The sequence below is a fragment of the Flavobacterium hydrophilum genome (assembly GCF_003202405.1).
Taxonomy (GTDB): Bacteria; Bacteroidota; Bacteroidia; order Flavobacteriales; family Flavobacteriaceae; genus Flavobacterium; species Flavobacterium hydrophilum.
The window spans coordinates 16,474-35,683 of sequence record NZ_QJHL01000001.1 but is presented as its reverse complement, the minus strand read 5'-3'; the positions used below and the strand labels follow the sequence as shown (position 1 = coordinate 35,683).

Here is a 19,210-nt window from a genome sequence, read left to right as displayed (position 1 = left end):
GATTCTGAGTAAAATCTAAATCAAATCATTATTTGCTTGCAAACATTTTTACATCTGATTCAGAAATTTCGCTTCCTCCCAAAATAATTAGTCTCTCCACCACATTTCGAAGTTCACGGATATTTCCGGTCCAGTCATATTCCTGCAATAATTTTATGGCTTGAGCCGAAAATATTTTCACGGCGTTTCCTTGTTCCGAAGCAATTTTCTCTGTAAAATGTTTAATCAATGCCGGAATATCGTCACGTCTGTCATTTAATGCCGGAACTTTAATTAAAATTACAGCCAGACGATGGTACAAATCTTCCCGAAAACGTCCTTCGGCAATTTCTGTTTTTAAATCTTTATTGGTTGCTGCCACTACTCTAACATCAACTTTGATATCTTTTTCAGCACCAACCCTTGTGATCATATTTTCCTGAAGCGCACGTAAAACTTTGGCTTGCGCCGAAAGACTCATATCGCCAATTTCATCCAGGAAAATAGTTCCTTTATCAGCTGCTTCAAATTTTCCCGCACGATCTTTTACTGCTGATGTAAAAGCACCTTTTACATGACCAAACAATTCACTTTCGATCAATTCACTTGGAATCGCAGCACAGTTTACTTCGATTAAAGGAAAATTAGCACGTTCGCTTTTTTCGTGCAATTGATGTGCTACCAATTCTTTTCCAGTTCCGTTTGGTCCGGTAATCAAAACTCTGGCTTCAGTTGGAGCGACTTTATCAATCATGACTTTTATATGATTAATAACTTCGCTTTCACCCACCATTTCGTAGTTTTTACTAACTTTCTTCTTCAGGATTTTATTCTCAACAACGAGCTGTTTTTTATCTAAAGCATTTCGGACTGTATTTAACAAACGATTTAAATCAGGTGGTTTCGAGATATAATCAAAAGCACCTAAACGCATAGTTTGAATAGCCGTTTCCATATCGCCATGACCGGAAATCATCACCATCGGAATTTCAGGTTTGACCTTTTTTACTTCTTCTAAAACCTCAACACCGTCCATTTTTGGCATTTTGATATCACACAAAACCAAATCGTAATCATTGTTTTTTATTTTATCAAGTCCTACAACCCCGTCTTCTGCTTCATCAACCTGATAAGAATCATTTTCTTCTGATAAAATTTTCACCAAAACTCTTCTGATCGCTGCTTCGTCTTCTATAATTAGTATCTTACTCATTCTTTTTCTAAGGTTCAAAGTTGCAAAGGTTCAGAGGAGCAAAGTTTAACATCTTTGTCTCTATAAAACCTTTTAACCTATTTGGTTATTAATATTTCTTTCATGCTTTATTGTATTTCTTAAAATTGATTATTCTAAGGTACTAAAAATTCAAAGTAAGAATCTTTGAACCTTTGCTCCTCTGAACCTTCAACTTCAAAAACTAGTATTTAAGCCATCTATACAATTCTTTCCATGTTGGTTTTTTGCCGTACATTAAAATACCAACACGGTAAATTTTTGCAGCAAACCAGACAACAAGGAAAAAGGTAACAAACAATAATGATACCGAAATTGCAATTTGCCACCAGGGCACACCAAATGGAAGTCGCATTAACATGACTATGGGAGACGTTAATGGAATCATCGAAAACACAACAGCTACTGTACCATGAGGATCATTTACAACTGTAAAAAAACCAATATAAACACTCAATATTAAAGGCATTATAATTGGCAGTAAAAATTGCTGTGAATCGGTTTGATTATCTACTGCTGCTCCAATTGCGGCATAAAACGAACTGTACAGAAAATAGCCTCCTACAAAGTAAACGATAAAACCGATTATGATACTAGCAATAGGCAGATTCCATAATTCTGCAATATACATCTGTGCAGATCCTGAAAGTTCATGTTGCGCTGATTGCATTAATTCAGGTGAAATTCTTGCCGTAGGTCCAACATTTACTCCAAAAAATGCTGAAGCTGCAAACATTAATCCTAAACCAATTATCGCCCAGATTATAAATTGCAATAATCCTGCAAGTGAGGTTCCCACTATTTTACCAATCATTAACTGAAATGGTTTTACCGATGAAATAATGATTTCGACAATTCTATTGGTTTTTTCTTCAATTACGCTTCGCATGACCATATTCCCGTAAATGATAATAAACATCATGATTAAATATCCAAAAGCGCCTCCAATTCCAATTTTTATTTCATTCAGACCTTTTAAACTTTCTTCTCCGGAAGCTTTTGCAAGATGAATATTTACATTTGCCTGTGCTTTCTGAATGGATAAAGTATCCAATTTTGCCTTTTCTAAATTGATTTTGGTAATTTTTGAGGCAATTACATCCTGAGTATTTTCGATAAAAGAAATACTTGGACTGCTATTGGAAATAAAATCAATTTTTGACTCAAGATCTTTATCGCTGTTTGTTTTTGGAATTATTAACAAACCACTAAAGTTTTCTTTTGCAATACTGTCTTTTAATGCTTCTACATCAATTTCAGATAAATTCAGATATTTATATTCTACATCTTTTTTATTCTGCTTTAAAAAATCATTGGCAAATAAACCTGTTTCATCGTGAATTGCAATTCGCTTCGTTTCAGCTTTCATTGTACTCAGATAACCAATAAATCCGGCAATTGCCACAAATAATACCGGACTTAAAAAAGTCATGACAACAAAAGATTTATTGCGGACTTTGGCAATAAATTCTCTTTTTATAATCAATGAAATTATACTCATTTATTTAGATTACTAGATTACTAGATAATTAGACTACTTAGATAATTAGATTTTTTAGATTTCCAGATTCAGTCAAAGAATCTAAGAAGTCTAATAATCTAAAAAACCTAACCTGTTACTGTCTGGATAAAAATATCGTTTACACTCGGGATTTTTTCTACAAAATGTGTGACTTGCCCACGTTGAGTGAGGATATTCAATAATTCGTTTGGTGCGGCATTTCCAATTTCAATATTTAATTTCAAATCATCATTTAAAGATTTAAAATTAGCCTGCGAAACACTGAATTTTTGTGTAATATCATACATCAAACCTTCTACGTTATTCGTCAAAATTCCCACTTCAAAACTATTAGTCCTATACTGGCGTTTTACATCACTTACCTTTCCTTCGATTAATTTATTCGATTTGTGAATTAAGGCAATATGATCACAAAGTTCTTCTACACTTTCCATTCTGTGTGTGGAAAAAATAATCGTTGAACCCTGTTCTTTCAATGCCAGAATTTCATCTTTGATTACATTTGCATTTACAGGGTCAAATCCCGAGAAAGGCTCATCAAAAATCAACAATTTAGGTTTATGTAAAACACAAACTACAAACTGAATTTTCTGCGCCATTCCTTTCGAAAGCTCCTGAATTTTTTTGTTCCACCAACCCTGAATTCCTAATCGATCAAACCAGAAATCCAGTTGCTGTTTGGCTTCGGATTTAGAAAGTCCTTTCATTTGCGCCAGATACAAACATTGTTCTCCTACTTTCATAGAAGTATATAAACCTCTTTCTTCAGGAAGATAACCAATAGTCTGTACATGTTTAGGCTGCAGTTTTTCTCCATCTAAAATTATTTCGCCGCTATCTGGCAAAGTAATTTGATTAATGATTCGGATAAGGGAAGTTTTTCCAGCTCCATTTGGACCTAATAGTCCATAAATACTCCCTTTTGGGACATTTAATGAAACTTCGTTAAGCGCTACATAATCGCCGTATTGTTTTACGACTTTATGTACTTCGAGTAAGTTGCTCATGCGATTTTTAGATTTTCTGCATCAATTTGACCATTGTGGCTTTGCGCCTGTAAAAGTAAATAATTCACACCGAATCTAAGTACTAATACACAAAAAACCCATCCTAAATTTATGTTAGAATGGGTTTTATATTATTTAAACATTTTAAAAAAAGCTTAGCTTATGAAAACATATCTTTTACTTTTTCAAAAAATGATTTTTCTGATTTTTCAGGACTCGGAATAAAGTGTTCATCGTTTAAAGCATTTTCAAAAAATTGTTTTTGCTCTTTATTCAGTGTTTTTGGTGTCCAAACATTTACGTGAACGAGTAAATCTCCGTTTCCGTAACCATTAATACTTGGAATACCTTTTCCTTTTAATCTTAATATTTTTCCGGATTGAATCCCTTCTTCAAGTTTAATACGAACTTTTCCGTTTATTGCTTCTATATCTTTAGAAACACCTAAAACAGCCTCTGGAAAACTGATGTATAAATCAAAATGAATGTTTTCGCCTTCACGTTTCAAAAATTCATGTTCTAACTCTTCAATGGCAACAATTAAATCACCAGGAATACTATTTCCCGGAGCATCATTTCCTTTGTTAGAAACTTTTAATTGCATACCGTCAACAACTCCCGCAGGAATTTTAATTGAAACCGTTTCATCTTCCTGAACCATTCCTTGAGCATCTGCTTCAGAAGGCCTTTTATCTAAAATTTGTCCTGATCCACCACAAGTAGGACATGTGGATGCAGATTGCATTCTTCCTAAAATAGTGTTGGTTACACGCATTACCTGTCCCTGACCATTACAAGTCGAACATGTTTTGTACGTAACACCTTTTGCCTGAACTTTACGTTTTACTTTTACTTTTTTCTCAACTCCATTTGCAATCTCTTCTAAAGTCAGCTTCACCTTAATTCGAAGATTGCTTCCTTTAGCACGACGAGGACCGCCTCCGCCTCCGCCGAAACCACCAAATCCTCCACCGAAAATATCACCAAATTGGCTAAAAATGTCATCCATATTCATACCGCCATGACCGCCTCCGAATCCTCCGGAACCGTCAAAAGCCTGATGTCCGTACTGATCGTACTTTGCTTTTTTCTGCGGATCGCTTAAAACTTCATAAGCTTCTGCCGCAAGTTTAAAGTTTTCTTCTGCCTCTTTGTCACCCGGATTCTTATCAGGGTGATATTTTAGCGCACTTTTTCGGTAAGCCTTTTTTATTTCGGCAGCATCAGCATTTTTTGAAATGCCTAATATTTCGTAAAAATCTTTTTTCATAATTTAGGTAAAGTTCCAAATTCAAAAAATAAATCCCAAATTCCAATACTTTTTAATTGTCTTTCAGAATCTAATTTGTATTTTTTTAGTTTCCGATAACCACTTTAGGAAAACGAATAATCTTGTCTCCTAATTTGTATCCTTTTTCAATAACATCAACAATTTTCCCTTTTAATTTATCAGACGGAGCTGGAATTTGGGTAATTGCTTCAGCAAAATCAGCATTAAAAGCATCTCCTGCTCTTACTTCAACCTGCTCTAAACCTTTTGAAACCAAAGTACTTTTTAGTTTCTCATGGATCAGCTCTACACCTTTTTTCAAATTTTCATCGTCAGACTTGTTTATTTCTACAGTTGCTCTGTCAAAATCATCTAAAACAGGAAGCATTGCTAATAAAACTTCCTGATTGGCTGTTTTAAACAGATCAATACGTTCTTTTGAAGTTCTTTTTTTGTAATTTTCAAATTCGGCAAATAATCTCAAAAACTTATCTTTTTCTTTTGCCAAGTCCTGAGCCAATTGCTCTTCAACACTTAATTCTTCAACAATTAATTGCTCACCGTTGGCATTGTTCTCTAACGTTACATCATCTAATTCCTGATCGAATTCTGTATTTTCAGTAGTCATATTATTTGTATTTTTAAAAATATTCTTAAACTTCATTTTCAATTTCTTTTTTTGAATTGCAAAAGTACTGCCAAATCTTTTAAAATGTCAAATTGTCACTTTCAAAATTTTCATATTCTTTTAAGCTTTAATTTCTTAAAGAAAAATTTAGTATAATTTTAAGACTATTACGTTATAGTTTGTTCTATATTTGAGACTGAAAACCAAATCTAAATTATTACCTATCAAAGTTGAATTTAAGGGTTAGCCTCGGCTTATATAAATTATTAATTCAAGTTTACCTTATATTAAAAAAAGCTTCGCTGTAATTCAGACGAAGCTTTTTTTTATGCTGTTTTGATCTTGTTTTATCGCACGGGCGGAGGGATTCGAACCCCCATCAACGGTTTTGGAGACCGCTATTCTACCCTTGAACTACGCCCGTAATTTAAGGCCGCAAATAAAAAGTTTTTTTTCTTTTCCTGCAACTATTTCACATAGATTTAAAAAGATTTAAGCTGATTAAATACTAATAATTCTTTAATACAATCATCCCCAAAGCTTTGCAAACTTTCCCTTCTTAAAAAAGCTTTTCGAACCTTGCACAAAAATCTTAGCGTTCTTTACAGTTAAACAAGTAAAGCAGCCTTCAATCCTTCAAAATCTACAGAAATCTGTTCTCCGCTTACTAAATTTTTAAGAGAATATGAATTCGAAGCAATCTCCTGATCCCCTGCGATTACTGCAAACGGAATCAATCTTTTATCAGCATATTGAAACTGTTTCCCGACTTTTACATTATCGGGATATAATTCTACTTTAATGTTTTCTTTTCTTAATTTTTGGATTGCCTGTGAAGCATATAAAGCTTCTTTATCACCATAATTAACAAACAATGCTTTTGATGTTGCTGCAACTGTTTCAGGAAATAACTGCAATTCTTCCAAAACAAGATAAATTCGGTCTAATCCAAAAGAAATCCCAACTCCGCTCATATTCTTCAAACCAAAAATACCGGTCAAATCGTCGTATCTTCCTCCGCCTCCAACTGAACCTATCGAAACCGTTTTTGGAGCTGCTACTTCAAAAATAGCTCCGGTGTAATAATTTAATCCACGGGCCAAAGTCACATCCAAATCTAAAATTGCAGTTGAAAGGCCTAAAACAGCAACATTGTCACAAATAAACTTAAGCTCCTCAACCCCCTTTATTCCTTCTTCAGACGAAGCTAATAAATCTGAAAGCTGACTGATTTTATCTGCAAAAGTTCCGCTAAAGCTAAAAAGTGGCTGTACTTTAATCAAAGCTTCTTCAGGAATCCCTTTTTCAATCATTTCTTTCTTTACACCATCTTCACCAATTTTATCCAGTTTATCTAAAGCAACTGTGAAATCGATTAACTTGTCAGATGCTCCAATTACTTCTGCAATTCCTGATAATATTTTTCGATTATTGATTTTAATTGTCACACCTTCCAAACCTAAAGACGTGAAAACAGTATCATATAACTGAACCAATTCTACTTCCTGCCATAATGATTTTGAACCCACAACATCGGCATCACATTGATAAAATTCTCTGTAACGTCCTCTCTGTGGGCGGTCTGCTCTCCAAACAGGCTGAATCTGATATCTTTTGAACGGAAACTCAATTTCGTTTTGGTGCTGAACCACATATCTTGCAAACGGAACAGTCAAATCATAACGCAAAGCTTTTTCTGAAATTTTTCCGGTAAACTTATTCAGCTCAATTCTTTGATTCAAATCAATTGTCTCCGCAGAATTAACTTGCAGAGATTCTATAGATTCCGGTAATTCAATTTTATTTTTATTGAAGAAAAAATTACCCGAGTTCAGGATTTTAAAAATCAAACGATCTCCTTCTTCTCCATATTTTCCCATCAAAGTATCTGAATTTTCAAACGAAGGTGTTTCAATTGGCTGAAAACCAAACTTTTCGAAATTATTTTTTATAGTCTGAATAATATATTGACGTTTTGACACCTCAGCAGGTGAAAAATCTCTGGTTCCTTGTGGGATACTTGGTTTTGAAGCCATCTTTTTTAGATTATTAGATTTTGGATCTTTAGATTTTAGATTTCTTGTGAAATCTTACTTTTTAAAAGACCTTCTTATAAATTATTGGATTAATTAGAATTCCCTTTAATTCTAAATCGCCTGCAAATATCTTACTTTTTAAAATAAATAATAACAGTTCGAAAACAAACTTGTAACAAAAAACGTATTTTCGTGTCAAATTGGTCATGATGCTAAAATTATTTAAAGAAAATATCCGAATTGCTTTTGGTTCCATCAAAACACAATTGCTGCGTACTATTCTTACTGTATTAATTATCGCTATCGGAATTACGGCTTTAGTTGGAATTTTAACCGTTGTAACAGCGCTTGAAAATACTGTTTCGACCAATTTTGCTTCCATGGGAGCCAATACTTTCAACATCAATCAATACGAAAACACGGTTAGAAATCGTGGTGGAAATGAACGTGAAATTATTAATCCGATTATTTCGTACCCTGAAGCCGTAGCTTTTAAAAATAAATACAAATATCCTTTTACAGAGACTTCACTTTCTTTTACCGCAACATCAAAAGCCGAAGTAAAATATCTGGATCAAAAAACAGATCCCGAAATTACAATTGTGGGTGTCGATGAACATTTTATTTCTAATTCTGGTTTAGAAATAAATTTAGGACGTTCCTTCAATCAATTTGACATCGACAACAACACGTATTCCTGCGTTGTTGGTTCTGATTTCGAAAAAGGATTATTAAAAGACGTTAATCCAATTGACAAAATCATCTCGATTCGCGGTGCACGTTTTAAAGTGATTGGTGTTTTAAAAGAAAAAGGCTCCACCTTTGGAAACAGTCAGGATTTAAGGGTTTTGATCCCAATTCAGGTGGCACGTTCCTTATTCACAGCTCCAAATATCAATTACACAATGAGTGTAATGGTTTCTAAAAAAGAACTTTTAGATCAAGCTATCGACAATGCAACGAGTACCATGCGCAGAGTTCGTAAACTGAGCCCGGTTCGCGACAATAATTTTGGCATAGGCCGAAGCGACGATTTAATCAACCGAATTCTCGGAATTACTCAATATTTAGACTGGGCTTCTGCTGTTATCAGCATAATTACCATATTAGGATCATCAATCGCTTTGATGAATATTATGATAGTTTCAGTTACTGAACGCACCCGCGAGATTGGTGTTCGAAAAGCATTAGGAGCAACAAGGGCAACTGTTGCTTTTCAATTTTTTATCGAAACTTTACTGATTGGACAAATTGGCGGATTAGTTGGCATTATATTAGGAATGCTGATTGGATTTGGTATTGCAACCGCTATGAGTTTTGCATTCGTAGTACCATGGTTTGCTATCATGATCGCTTTTGGAACCAGTTTTATGGTTGCTATTGTTTCCGGTTTGTATCCGGCAATCAAAGCTTCAAAACTGGATCCTATTGAGGCTTTGCGTTATGAGTAGATTTTAAAAGCAGACGTTAATCGTTTCAAAACACCTTTTGTCCCGCTATCCGTTACAATCTTTTGTACCAAACTCTGGCACAAAAGGATTTCCACTCCTATCGGGGCTAGATTAGAAATGTATGTTACAAATCACTTTTCATACCCTTCATCATCCGGTCATTATCATAAATATCTTTTCGTAATTCAATATTTTTAAAATTCATTTTTTCCAGCAAATCAGTCATTTCTTTTCCTAAATACTGATTGATTTCAAAGTATAATTGTCCTTTTTCCAATAAGTTCTTTTGAGCTAATTCGGCAATTTTTCTGTAAAAAATCAAAGCGTCATCATCTTCTACAAACAATGCCAGGTGTGGTTCATAATCCAAAACATTCTTTTTAATTTCCTGTTTTTCTAAATTGCGAACATAGGGTGGATTCGAGACAATAATATCATAATCCGATTTCAGAATCTCTAATTCTAAAACACTCTTTAGTATAAAAGTCACATCAACTTTATTGCTTACCGCATTTCTTTTTGCTGTTTTTATAGCTTTCTTAGACACATCCATGGCATAAACTTCTGCATTTGGCAGATTCTTAGCCAGCGAAATTGCGACACAGCCGCTTCCGGTTCCGATGTCCAGAATTTTTAGTTTCTTGAGTTTATCGTTTTGTTTGTTTTCATTAACAATCCATTCAACCAATTCTTCGGTTTCCGGTCTGGGAATTAAAACATTTTCGTTCACTTCAAAATCCAATCCATAAAAATTTGTTTTTCCAAGTAAATACTGAATTGGAACTTCCTTATGCAACTCATTTATAAAAGTACTCCAAACTGCTAAATCTGCATCAGAAAAAGCTAATTCATGATTCAGTGCCAAATCAATCTGCCTAAGTTTATGTTTATCCTCTAATATCAAATAAAAAAAACTCTCTGCTTCATATGCATCATATAACGAAGAAAGTTCCTTAATAAATAGAGTTCTGTATTGTTTGATTTTCATTTAGCTTTATGAGTATTTTAGGATAAATCCAATTGCATACAACTTAATGTTGCAAAATGATTTTTACACCAATCTTAATTTTATAATTCTTTCAACATCCAAACCGGGCAGGAACTGTGCCCTGTGCATCCCAAAGGAGCATCTAAATACTCGAATCCTGATTTTTTATATAGTCTTTGGGCAGCATGCATAAAAGGCATCGTTTCTATATAACATTTTTCAAAACCAAAATTTTTAGCCTGCTCAAAACATTTTTCTATAATTTCTTTTCCAATACCTAACCCTCGGGTTTTAGGCAAAAAATACATTTTTTGTAATTCGCAAATCTTTGAATCGCCATTTTCTAAAGGCGCAATTCCACAACAGCCTACAATTTCACCCTCATTTTCAACAACAAAATAAACCGAACGTAGCTTATTATATTCTTCAAACATTAAATCTAAATACGGATCTTCATAAGCTGTCCCTGTTTTCGGAATTTCCATTTCGTCAAAAACAGATCGTATTAATTGTGCAACTGACTGATTGTCTTCTTTTTTAATTTCTCTGATAATCCAATTTTCCATTTTCTGTATTCATTCTATCCTTACAAAAATAAACATACTTTTCGTATTGTCCCTCAACTCCCCTGTTAACATTCGGCTCAAAACTCAAAAAATCACTATTTTTGTACTGTGAATACACATGAGAAATACATAAAACGCTGCATCGAACTGGCTCAAAATGGTTTTGGAACTACATATCCAAATCCAATGGTGGGGAGTGTAATTGTTTACGAAGGCAAAATTATTGGCGAAGGCTGGCACAAAAAAGCCGGAGAAGCCCATGCAGAAGTCAATGCAATTAGATCTGTAAAAGACAAATCACTATTAAAAAAAGCTACTATTTATGTGAGTTTAGAACCTTGCAGTCATTTTGGAAAAACACCTCCCTGCTGCGATTTGATTATTGAGCATAAAATTCCAAATGTCGTCGTTGGAACTGTGGATCCAAATGAAAAGGTAGCAGGAAAAGGAATTAAAAAAATAATAGAATCTGGTTCTAATGTAATAGTTGGTGTTTTAGAAAATGAATGTAACGAACTTAATAAACGTTTTTTTACTTTTCATCAAAAAAAGAGACCTTATATTATATTAAAGTGGGCTGAAAGCCAGGACGGTTTTTTGGCTCCGGAAAAAAAAATCATTAAGGAACGAAAACCTGTTTGGATTACCAATCCATATTCCAGACAATTGGTTCATAAATGGAGAAGTGAAGAACAGGCAATTTTAGTTGGAACTCAAACCGTAATTGATGATAATCCAAAATTAAATATAAGAGACTGGTCCGGAAACAATCCGATAAGAGTTATTTTAGACCAAAACAATCGTATTTCAAAAGACAGTTTTATTTTTGACGACAGCGTTAAAACTATCTTATTTACAAAATCTGAAATTAGCTTTTCAGCAGAAAACACTACCTTTGAAGTAATTGATTTTAATCAAAATATCATCCCGCAGATTTTGGAAGTTTTACATCAAAATCAAATTCAGTCTATTATTATTGAAGGCGGTTTACAGACTTTGCAGTCTTTTATAGACCAAAATATTTGGGATGAAGCACGAATTTTTATTGGAAAAACTTCTTTTGAAAAAGGGATAAAATCACCAACTCTTTCAAAGAAAAATGCAATAAAAACTTATATTCAAAACGACGAATTAATATACGTTAGAAATCATGATTGATACAATAATTTTTGATTTTGGGGATATTTTTATCAATTTAGATAAACAAGCTACCATTTCAGGATTACAAAAATTAGGTATGACCGAATGGAATTCCGAATTTGACCGATTAAATCTTTTATTTGAAACAGGAGATATTTCTCATGAAGATTTTATAGGAGGTTTTCAGAAAGAACTGCCAAACGCTTCAAAAGAAGAGATTCTGGAAGCATGGAATGCTGTTCTGGCAGATTTTCCTTTGTACAGATTGGAATTTCTGCAAATGCTTTCAAAAAAATACCGTTTATTTTTATTAAGCAATACTGATTCAATTCATATTGAAACTTTCGAAAACAAAAGTGGTACTTCATTTTACAGTGATTTTTACCAATGTTTTGAAAAAGTTTATTTTTCATTTGAAATTGGAAAACGAAAACCAAATCCTGAAGCTTATCAATATATTATTAACAAACACGAACTGTCCCCAAAACGAACTTTGTTTGTAGATGATAAAAAAGAAAATACAGATGCAGCCGCAGCTTTAGGTCTTCATGTTTGGAATTTGCAGGTCGGTAAAGAAGATGTTGTCGATTTATTTGAAAAACAAATACTTTAGACTCTTACTTTTGGAATATAACGACACCTATCAAACCATTGCTTTTGACTCTGAAGAAGTGCTTTTTAAGGAAAAAGGAAGTAAATTCTTTGGTTATGCTTTTCCGATCGAAAATGAAGAACAGGTAAAACCGATTATTGAAAACTTAAAAAAGCAGCATCCTCACGCTGTACATTATTGTTATGCCTATCAAATTGGTATAGCTCCAAAAAATTATTACAGAGCAAATGATGATGGCGAACCCAGTAACACAGCAGGAGCTCCAATTTATGGACAAATACAATCTTTTGGCTTAACCAACGTTCTGGTAGTGGTTGTTCGATTTTTTGGCGGAATTAAATTAGGTGTTGGCGGACTAATTGCAGCTTATAAAACCACAGCCCAAATGGCACTTGAGGTTTCTCAAATTGTTGAAAAAACAATCGATGTACATTTTTTAATTTCTTTTGATTACAAAAACATGAACAAAGTAATGCGTGTAATCAAAGAAAAGAAATTAGAAATAACATCTCAGGAAATGGAAATTGATGAAGATTCCGGTCTGCCAATTGGCAAAATAATCACCAAAACACGAAAAAAAAATGCCGAATCAATATTCAGCATTTTTGATTTAATGTTTGAAATCAATATTAAAATTACCTAAATTAATATAAAAACACACCTCATTTTAACAATTATTCAAGCGTTTTAAATAATTCTAAAATATAATCCGGAGGAGCGGTTGGACGACCTGTTTTTAACGAAATAAATACTAAAATAAACACTGCCGTTGTTAATAACTCATTCGCTTCATTATAGATTGCGCAGTCAAATTCAATCTTGACAGAAGACTGACTTTTGAAAGTTGTATGAATTGTTAAAAGCTCATCATAACGCGCCGATTTTTTGTAATTTATCTGCATCGAAACAATAGGCAGTCCGATTCCGCTTTCTTCCATACTTTTATACGAAATCCCTTTGTTTCTAAGCCATTCGACGCGTCCTATCTCAAAATACGGGACATAATTCCCATGATATACAACACCCATTTGATCCGTTTCAGAGTAACGAACACGCACTTGCGTTTGATGATTTTTCATTATTTATATATTAAAAAAATTTAATTTCAAAAAGACTCCTTACAACATTTTTTTATAAAATTAGAAGCCAAAATATTTTTTTTTACAGAAATTTGTTCACATATTTGTTATCCCGAAATACGGAATAAAATTGCTCCCTTTTATTAGGAGAATCTTTATCAATAATAAAAAAAATTTATCTGAATTTATGACTAAAACTGCTCAATCGGTATGGGAAAACTGTTTGTCCTTTATAAAAGACAATATTCAAGATCAAGCCTACAAAACTTGGTTTGAACCAATCAAATCAGTTGAGCTAACCGACAACGCGTTATATATTCAGGTTCCAAGTAAATTTTTCTACGAATGGCTCGAAGAACATTACGTAAAATTATTGAAAGTTGCGCTTACCAAAGAACTGGGAAAAAACGCAAAGTTACTCTATAAAATTAAAATGGAAAACACTTATGGAAATAAACAACCGTTTACCGAACAGTTGCCAAGTTCCAATAGAGTACCAATGAAACCGCAAGAGGTTGACGCTCCGTTTAAAAACTTAAATCCTGAACTCAAAAATCCGTTTGTAATTCCCGGAATCAGAAATTTAAAAATTGAATCGCAGTTAAATGCCAACTACAGTTTTGACAATTTCCTTGAAGGAGATTCAAACCGTTTAGCCCGTTCTGCAGGTATGGCTGTTGCTAATAAACCGGGGGGAACATCCTTTAACCCGTTATTAATTTTTGGTGGAGTTGGTTTAGGAAAAACACACTTAGCACATGCTATTGGGGTTGAAGTAAAAGACAAATATCCTGAAAAAACCGTTTTGTATATTTCTGCAGAAATTTTTACACAACAATATATTGATTCGGTCAAGAAGAACAATCGTAATGATTTCATTCACTTTTACCAATTAATTGACGTTTTAATTATTGATGATGTTCAGTTTTTATCCGGAAAATCAGGAACTCAGGATGTATTTTTCCATATTTTTAACTATTTACACCAAAACGGAAAACAGGTAATTTTAACATCTGACAAAGCTCCTGTTGATATGCAGGATATCGAACAGCGTTTATTATCCCGTTTCAAATGGGGATTATCCGCTGAGCTGCATCAGCCGGATTACGAGACTCGTATTTCAATCTTAAAAAACATTCTTTACCGTGATGGTGTTGAAATGCCGGAAGACATTATTGAATATGTTGCCCGTAACATCAAAACCAATGTTAGAGAACTTGAAGGAGCTATTATTTCCTTAATTGCTCAATCTTCTTTTAATAAAAAAGAAGTAACAATTGAGTTAGCTAAAAGTGTTGTAGAGAAATTTGTTAAAAATGTAAAGAGAGAAATCTCTATTGATTATATTCAAAAAATTGTGTCTGATTATTTTCAGTTGGATATTGAAACCCTTCAATCAAAAACAAGAAAAAGACATGTGGTTCAGGCGAGACAATTGGCCATGTTTTTTGCAAAGAAATTCACAAAAGCTTCTTTGGCAAACATTGGCTCTCAAATTGGAGATCGCGATCATGCTACCGTATTACACGCTTGTAAAACAGTTGACAACTTAGTTTCTACAGACAAACAATTCAAAAAATTTGTCGAAGATATCAACAAAAAATTAACGCTATAAACGCGCATCATGCCAGTAAAAATTTTAATGGTTTGTTTGGGAAATATCTGCAGATCACCTTTAGCTGAAGGCATTTTAGAGTCCAAATTACCAAAAGAAAATTTTATAGTTGATTCTGCCGGCACAGGTTCCTGGCATGTTGGTCACGCTCCTGACAAACGCTCTATTGCTGTTGCTCAAAAAAATGGTTTGTGTATTGATGGTCAAAAAGGAAGACAATTTAAAACTTCTGATTTTGATGAATTTGATTATATCTACGTTATGGATAATTCAAATTATCGTGACATTATTCATCTTGCCAAAACTCCTGAACACAAGAGCAAAGTGAATCTCATTCTAAATGAATTATTTCCGGATGAAAATGTTGATGTCCCTGATCCTTATTACGGAGCAGTAAATGGCTTTGACAACGTTTATCAAATGCTGAACGAAGTTGCCGAAATAATTGCCAAAAAACTTATCGAAAAACATTCTTAAATTACTTTTTCAATTATTAAACCTTAGATTTAATTGAAAAAGTATTTCATTTTATACCCATCAAATACATGAAACTTCTGGGAAAATTATATTTAATTCCAACCACAATGGGCGAAAGCGATCCGATGGATGTTTTACCACAAACCGTAAGAAGAACTATAGAAATTATTGACCATTATATTGTAGAAAACGACAAAACGGCCAGAAAATCTATAAAAGCAGTTTACCCGGAAAAGAAACAATCAGAATTGGTTCTTTTTACTTTAAACAAAAGAACGGAAGCAAGCGAACATTTAGACTTTATAAAACCTTTGTTAGAAGGAAAAAATATGGGTTTAATGAGCGAAGCCGGTTGTCCCGGAGTTGCAGATCCAGGTGCAGTAATTGTAAAATTAGCACACGAAAAAGGAATTCAGGTTGTTCCGTTAGTTGGACCTTCTTCGATTTTATTAGCGATGATGGCTTCCGGAATGAACGGACAAAGTTTTACCTTCAACGGTTATTTACCCATTGATAAAGACGAAAAAAAATCGGCAATTCGCCATTTTGAGAAATTGTCCCAGGATAAAAACCAATCACAGTTATTTATTGAAACGCCGTACAGAAACAATAAATTAGTTGAAGATCTTTTACAGATTTTAAATCCATCGACACATCTATGTATTGCGACAGATATTACTTTGCCAACGGAATTCATTAAAACAATGAAAGTTTCGGATTGGAAGAAATTAAAAGTAGATTTACATAACAGACCGACGATTTTTATTATTCATAAAATGTAAACTAACTTTTAAACTCTCTTCTATGAAAAAGTTTCTAATTCTGACTTTAATTTGTTGCGTACAAAATGTATTTTCTCAAAGTGAAGAAGTTAAAATAACTCCGGAAAATCTCCATAATTATAAAGGAGAGGTTATAAAAGAAGAAGAAGAAAATCAAGTTTATAATACCGCAGGATTAGAAGTGAAACCTGAATTTCCTGGCGGATTAGAAACAATGAATGCTTTCATAAAACAAAACTTCAAAAATCCAAAAGACGGTTTAAAAGGAAGAATATACGCCACTTTTATACTTGAAAAAGATGGATCATTAAGTGATATTAAAATTTTAAGAGACCTTGGACACGAAACAGGCAAGGAAGCCATACGTGTTTTAAAATTATTTCCAAAATGGAGTCCGGGAAAACAAAATAATAAAATCGTCAGAGTTTTGTACTCCATTCCGATGGTAATAGATTAAGCTAATCTTACTTTTACAATTCTTTCCCTAATCAAACTTCACCATGAGTAAACTCCCAAATGTAACGACAAGCATCTTTACGGTAATGTCTAAAATGGCAGCTGAACATAATGCAATAAATCTTTCGCAGGGATTTCCTAATTTTCCTGTTGATGAAAGGCTGACAGATATTGTAGCGAGATTAGCAAAAGAAAATGTACATCAATATACACCAATGGCAGGTTATCCGCCGTTGATGAATAAAATTGCAAAATTAATCCAGAGTTCTTATAACAGAACAATTAATCCAGATATAGAACTTTTGGTTACAGCTGGCGCAACACAGGGAATTTTCACAACCATTTTGGCTTTAGTAAAAGAAAACGATGAAGTCATTATTCTGGATCCGAGCTACGATTCTTACGAATCTCCTGTTTTACTATGCAAAGCCAAACCAGTTCGGGTGGCGCTAAACGATGATTACACACCAAATTGGGAAACAATAGAAAAAGCCTGTTCCTCAAAAAGCAAACTCATTATCATTAATAATCCTCATAATCCAACAGGGAAAATATTAACAGAAAATGATTTCCTTCATCTGGAAAAAATACTTTCTAAATACCCCAACCTTATAGTTTTATCCGATGAAGTTTACGAATACATCACTTTTGAAGAAAAACACATTTCGGCACATACCAAAAACTTTCTTTTAGACCGTTGTGTAATGGTTTCTTCTTTCGGAAAATCTTTTCACATCACGGGCTGGAAAATTGGATATACCATTGCGCCGGAACATTTAATGAAAGAAATCAAAAAAGTACATCAGTTTTTAGTTTTTAGCGTTAATAGTATTTCACAAGCTGCCATTAGCGAATATCTGGATGTAGTTGATGTAAATTTACTTGGAAAATTCTATCAGGAAAAACGGGATTATTTTCAAAAACTGCTTCAAGGCAGTCGGTTCGAATTGAAACCCTGTGAAGGAACTTATTTTCAGGTAGCTTCTTATGCCAATATTTCAGAAGAAGATGATGTTACCTTCTGCAAAAACCTGATTACTCAGCATGGTGTTGCTGCAATTCCAATTTCTACTTTCTACTCTGACCACAAAGATCAGAAATTGATACGCTTTTGTTTCGCCAAAGACAACTTCACACTAGAGTCAGCAGCAAAAAAAATATGCGTAATATAAAGTTTTTTAAAAATTTATAACAATATTATGCATGCATCCTATTTAAATTAACTAATTTTGTAAAATAAAAAAAGTATGAGCTACACAGATAAAATGTTACGGGACGATGCTTTAAAAGGTAAAGTCATTGTGGTTACAGGCGGCGGAAGCGGTTTAGGAAAAGCGATGACCAAATATTTTTTAGAATTAGGAGCTCAGGTAGCGATTACTTCAAGAGATTTAGAGAAGCTTAAAACGACTGCAACAGAACTGGAAACTGAAACCGGTGGAAAATGTTTACCTGTTCAATGCGATGTTCGTCATTATGAAGAAGTCGAACACATGCTTCAGGAAGTTTTAAAAACTTTTGGAAAAGTAGATGTTCTTTTAAATAATGCAGCCGGAAATTTCATTTCCCCAACAGAACGTCTGTCTGCCAATGCATTTGACACTGTTATAGATATTGTATTAAAGGGTACAAAAAACTGTACACTTGCCTTTGGAAAACACTGGATCGATAGTAAACAAACAACTGCAACGATTTTAAATATTGTAACAACTTATGCCTGGACAGGATCCGCTTATGTAGTACCAAGTGCTACAGCAAAAGCAGGGGTTTTGGCTATGACCAGAAGTTTGGCTGTAGAATGGGCAAAATACGGAATTCGTTCTAATGCTATTGCTCCGGGACCTTTCCCCACTAAAGGCGCATGGGACAGATTGTTGCCGGGAGATTTGGCAGAGAAATTTGATATGGCCAAAAAAGTTCCTTTAAAACGTGTTGGCGATCATCAGGAACTGGCAAATTTGGCAGCATATTTGGTGTCTGATTTTTCAGCTTACATAAATGGTGATGTTATTACTATTGATGGAGGCGAATGGCTAAAAGGCGCAGGACAATTTAATTTGTTAGAAGCAATCCCGGAAGAACTTTGGGATCAGCTTGAAATGATGATAAAAGCAAAAAAGAATAAATAATTACAAGTGCTTACTAAATTCAGAATATTTTATAAAACTATACTGATTGCACCAAATCCCGATAGCAATGCTGTCGGGATTTTTTTTATGTTTTTCACCATATAAATGATATAAGTTCAGTTAAGTACTATTTTGTTTAAATATCTTGTTACATATATTTACTAACATTGCTTATATGGTTTAAATTCTCAATACACTTCAACATTTAACTTTAATTATTATTTTTGTCAAACAAATTATA

General features: G+C 33.6%; 19 protein-coding genes and 1 tRNA gene. 10 read left to right on the top strand and 10 right to left on the bottom strand.

The annotated features are described in order from the left end of the window. Positions 1 to 28: 28 nt before the first annotated feature. The 7 genes from DMB68_RS00190 to hisS all read right to left on the bottom strand — a co-directional run bounded on the left by DMB68_RS00190 (position 29) and on the right by hisS (position 7,673). Positions 29 to 1,192, bottom strand: coding sequence for a sigma-54-dependent transcriptional regulator (locus DMB68_RS00190; RefSeq protein WP_110344683.1), 1,164 nt, complete (start codon positions 1,190 to 1,192; stop codon positions 29 to 31). Positions 1,193 to 1,394: 202 nt separating this feature from the next. Continuing rightward, on the bottom strand, positions 1,395 to 2,711 hold the full coding sequence (locus DMB68_RS00185; RefSeq protein ID WP_110344682.1) for an ABC transporter permease: 1,317 nt from the start codon (positions 2,709 to 2,711) through the stop codon (positions 1,395 to 1,397). A 107-nt stretch (positions 2,712 to 2,818) separates the two neighbouring features. Beyond that, positions 2,819 to 3,739 (bottom strand): ABC transporter ATP-binding protein, encoded by a 921-nt coding sequence (locus DMB68_RS00180; RefSeq protein WP_110344681.1) that lies wholly within the window; start codon positions 3,737 to 3,739, stop codon positions 2,819 to 2,821. Between the two features lie 160 nt (positions 3,740 to 3,899). Then, positions 3,900 to 5,009 carry a molecular chaperone DnaJ gene (gene dnaJ, locus DMB68_RS00175; protein WP_110344680.1) on the bottom strand — a complete coding sequence of 370 codons (1,110 nt, stop codon included), beginning with the start codon at positions 5,007 to 5,009 and terminating at the stop codon, positions 3,900 to 3,902. 85 nt (positions 5,010 to 5,094) lie between these two features. Then, the gene (locus DMB68_RS00170; protein ID WP_110344679.1) at positions 5,095 to 5,673 is read right to left on the bottom strand and encodes a nucleotide exchange factor GrpE; all 579 of its coding nucleotides are present in this window, start codon (positions 5,671 to 5,673) and stop codon (positions 5,095 to 5,097) included. A gap of 317 nt (positions 5,674 to 5,990) precedes the next feature. Continuing rightward, positions 5,991 to 6,061: transfer RNA gene (locus DMB68_RS00165), tRNA-Trp, on the bottom strand. Positions 6,062 to 6,245: 184 nt separating this feature from the next. After that, on the bottom strand, positions 6,246 to 7,673 hold the full coding sequence (gene hisS / locus DMB68_RS00160) for a histidine--tRNA ligase (protein ID WP_110344678.1): 1,428 nt from the start codon (positions 7,671 to 7,673) through the stop codon (positions 6,246 to 6,248). 206 nt (positions 7,674 to 7,879) lie between these two features. Between hisS and DMB68_RS00155 the strand changes: the two genes are divergently transcribed. Then, positions 7,880 to 9,124, top strand: coding sequence for an ABC transporter permease (locus DMB68_RS00155; RefSeq protein ID WP_110344677.1), 1,245 nt, complete (start codon positions 7,880 to 7,882; stop codon positions 9,122 to 9,124). 124 nt (positions 9,125 to 9,248) lie between these two features. Here DMB68_RS00155 and prmC read toward each other — a convergent pair whose 3' ends face one another. After that, positions 9,249 to 10,112 carry a peptide chain release factor N(5)-glutamine methyltransferase gene (prmC, locus tag DMB68_RS00150; RefSeq protein WP_110344676.1) on the bottom strand — a complete coding sequence of 288 codons (864 nt, stop codon included), beginning with the start codon at positions 10,110 to 10,112 and terminating at the stop codon, positions 9,249 to 9,251. 80 nt (positions 10,113 to 10,192) lie between these two features. Continuing rightward, a complete protein-coding gene (locus DMB68_RS00145) occupies positions 10,193 to 10,678 on the bottom strand; it encodes a GNAT family N-acetyltransferase (protein WP_110344675.1) in 486 nt (161 codons plus the stop codon). 108 nt (positions 10,679 to 10,786) lie between these two features. Between DMB68_RS00145 and ribD the strand changes: the two genes are divergently transcribed. Genes ribD through DMB68_RS00130 form a run of 3 tightly spaced genes read left to right on the top strand, consistent with a single transcriptional unit; the run spans position 10,787 to position 13,074 of the window. Next, entirely contained in the window at positions 10,787 to 11,836 is a 1,050-nt protein-coding gene (gene ribD / locus DMB68_RS00140) for a bifunctional diaminohydroxyphosphoribosylaminopyrimidine deaminase/5-amino-6-(5-phosphoribosylamino)uracil reductase RibD (RefSeq protein WP_110344674.1), read from the top strand. Further along, positions 11,829 to 12,431, top strand: coding sequence for an HAD family hydrolase (locus tag DMB68_RS00135; RefSeq protein ID WP_110344673.1), 603 nt, complete (start codon positions 11,829 to 11,831; stop codon positions 12,429 to 12,431). The genes ribD and DMB68_RS00135 overlap by 8 nt, the downstream gene beginning before the upstream one ends. A 10-nt stretch (positions 12,432 to 12,441) precedes the next feature. Then, positions 12,442 to 13,074, top strand: coding sequence for an IMPACT family protein (locus DMB68_RS00130; protein WP_110346299.1), 633 nt, complete (start codon positions 12,442 to 12,444; stop codon positions 13,072 to 13,074). Positions 13,075 to 13,105: 31 nt separating this feature from the next. On the opposite strand, the gene DMB68_RS00125 is transcribed toward DMB68_RS00130, so the two are convergent. Next, the gene (locus DMB68_RS00125) at positions 13,106 to 13,510 is read right to left on the bottom strand and encodes an acyl-CoA thioesterase (protein WP_110344672.1); all 405 of its coding nucleotides are present in this window, start codon (positions 13,508 to 13,510) and stop codon (positions 13,106 to 13,108) included. Between the two features lie 187 nt (positions 13,511 to 13,697). On the opposite strand from DMB68_RS00125, the gene dnaA reads away from it, so the two are divergent. The 6 genes from dnaA (at position 13,698) to DMB68_RS00095 (ending at position 18,969) form a co-directional block, all read left to right on the top strand. Beyond that, the gene (gene dnaA / locus DMB68_RS00120; protein WP_007809948.1) at positions 13,698 to 15,125 is read left to right on the top strand and encodes a chromosomal replication initiator protein DnaA; all 1,428 of its coding nucleotides are present in this window, start codon (positions 13,698 to 13,700) and stop codon (positions 15,123 to 15,125) included. A 9-nt stretch (positions 15,126 to 15,134) separates the two neighbouring features. After that, positions 15,135 to 15,602 carry a low molecular weight protein-tyrosine-phosphatase gene (locus DMB68_RS00115; protein WP_110344671.1) on the top strand — a complete coding sequence of 156 codons (468 nt, stop codon included), beginning with the start codon at positions 15,135 to 15,137 and terminating at the stop codon, positions 15,600 to 15,602. Between the two features lie 68 nt (positions 15,603 to 15,670). After that, positions 15,671 to 16,384 carry an SAM-dependent methyltransferase gene (locus tag DMB68_RS00110; RefSeq protein ID WP_110344670.1) on the top strand — a complete coding sequence of 238 codons (714 nt, stop codon included), beginning with the start codon at positions 15,671 to 15,673 and terminating at the stop codon, positions 16,382 to 16,384. Positions 16,385 to 16,406: 22 nt separating this feature from the next. After that, positions 16,407 to 16,841, top strand: coding sequence for an energy transducer TonB (locus tag DMB68_RS00105; RefSeq protein WP_110344669.1), 435 nt, complete (start codon positions 16,407 to 16,409; stop codon positions 16,839 to 16,841). A gap of 43 nt (positions 16,842 to 16,884) precedes the next feature. Next, positions 16,885 to 18,012: a methionine aminotransferase gene (locus DMB68_RS00100; protein ID WP_110344668.1), complete on the top strand. Its 1,128-nt coding sequence runs from the start codon at positions 16,885 to 16,887 to the stop codon at positions 18,010 to 18,012. A 75-nt stretch (positions 18,013 to 18,087) separates the two neighbouring features. Next, positions 18,088 to 18,969: an SDR family oxidoreductase gene (locus DMB68_RS00095; RefSeq protein WP_165830069.1), complete on the top strand. Its 882-nt coding sequence runs from the start codon at positions 18,088 to 18,090 to the stop codon at positions 18,967 to 18,969. Positions 18,970 to 19,210: the final 241 nt, after the last annotated feature.

Coding starts and splice junctions, on each gene's coding strand:
- DMB68_RS00190 (WP_110344683.1), bottom strand. CDS start 1,192: ATGAGTAAGATACTAATTATAGAAGACGAAGCAGCGATCAGAAGAGTT.
- DMB68_RS00185 (WP_110344682.1), bottom strand. CDS start 2,711: ATGAGTATAATTTCATTGATTATAAAAAGAGAATTTATTGCCAAAGTC.
- DMB68_RS00180 (WP_110344681.1), bottom strand. CDS start 3,739: ATGAGCAACTTACTCGAAGTACATAAAGTCGTAAAACAATACGGCGAT.
- dnaJ (WP_110344680.1), bottom strand. CDS start 5,009: ATGAAAAAAGATTTTTACGAAATATTAGGCATTTCAAAAAATGCTGAT.
- DMB68_RS00170 (WP_110344679.1), bottom strand. CDS start 5,673: ATGAAGTTTAAGAATATTTTTAAAAATACAAATAATATGACTACTGAA.
- hisS (WP_110344678.1), bottom strand. CDS start 7,673: ATGGCTTCAAAACCAAGTATCCCACAAGGAACCAGAGATTTTTCACCT.
- DMB68_RS00155 (WP_110344677.1), top strand. CDS start 7,880: ATGATGCTAAAATTATTTAAAGAAAATATCCGAATTGCTTTTGGTTCC.
- prmC (WP_110344676.1), bottom strand. CDS start 10,112: ATGAAAATCAAACAATACAGAACTCTATTTATTAAGGAACTTTCTTCG.
- DMB68_RS00145 (WP_110344675.1), bottom strand. CDS start 10,678: ATGGAAAATTGGATTATCAGAGAAATTAAAAAAGAAGACAATCAGTCA.
- DMB68_RS00135 (WP_110344673.1), top strand. CDS start 11,829: ATGATTGATACAATAATTTTTGATTTTGGGGATATTTTTATCAATTTA.
- DMB68_RS00125 (WP_110344672.1), bottom strand. CDS start 13,510: ATGAAAAATCATCAAACGCAAGTGCGTGTTCGTTACTCTGAAACGGAT.
- dnaA (WP_007809948.1), top strand. CDS start 13,698: ATGACTAAAACTGCTCAATCGGTATGGGAAAACTGTTTGTCCTTTATA.
- DMB68_RS00115 (WP_110344671.1), top strand. CDS start 15,135: ATGCCAGTAAAAATTTTAATGGTTTGTTTGGGAAATATCTGCAGATCA.
- DMB68_RS00110 (WP_110344670.1), top strand. CDS start 15,671: ATGAAACTTCTGGGAAAATTATATTTAATTCCAACCACAATGGGCGAA.
- DMB68_RS00105 (WP_110344669.1), top strand. CDS start 16,407: ATGAAAAAGTTTCTAATTCTGACTTTAATTTGTTGCGTACAAAATGTA.
- DMB68_RS00100 (WP_110344668.1), top strand. CDS start 16,885: ATGAGTAAACTCCCAAATGTAACGACAAGCATCTTTACGGTAATGTCT.
- DMB68_RS00095 (WP_165830069.1), top strand. CDS start 18,088: ATGAGCTACACAGATAAAATGTTACGGGACGATGCTTTAAAAGGTAAA.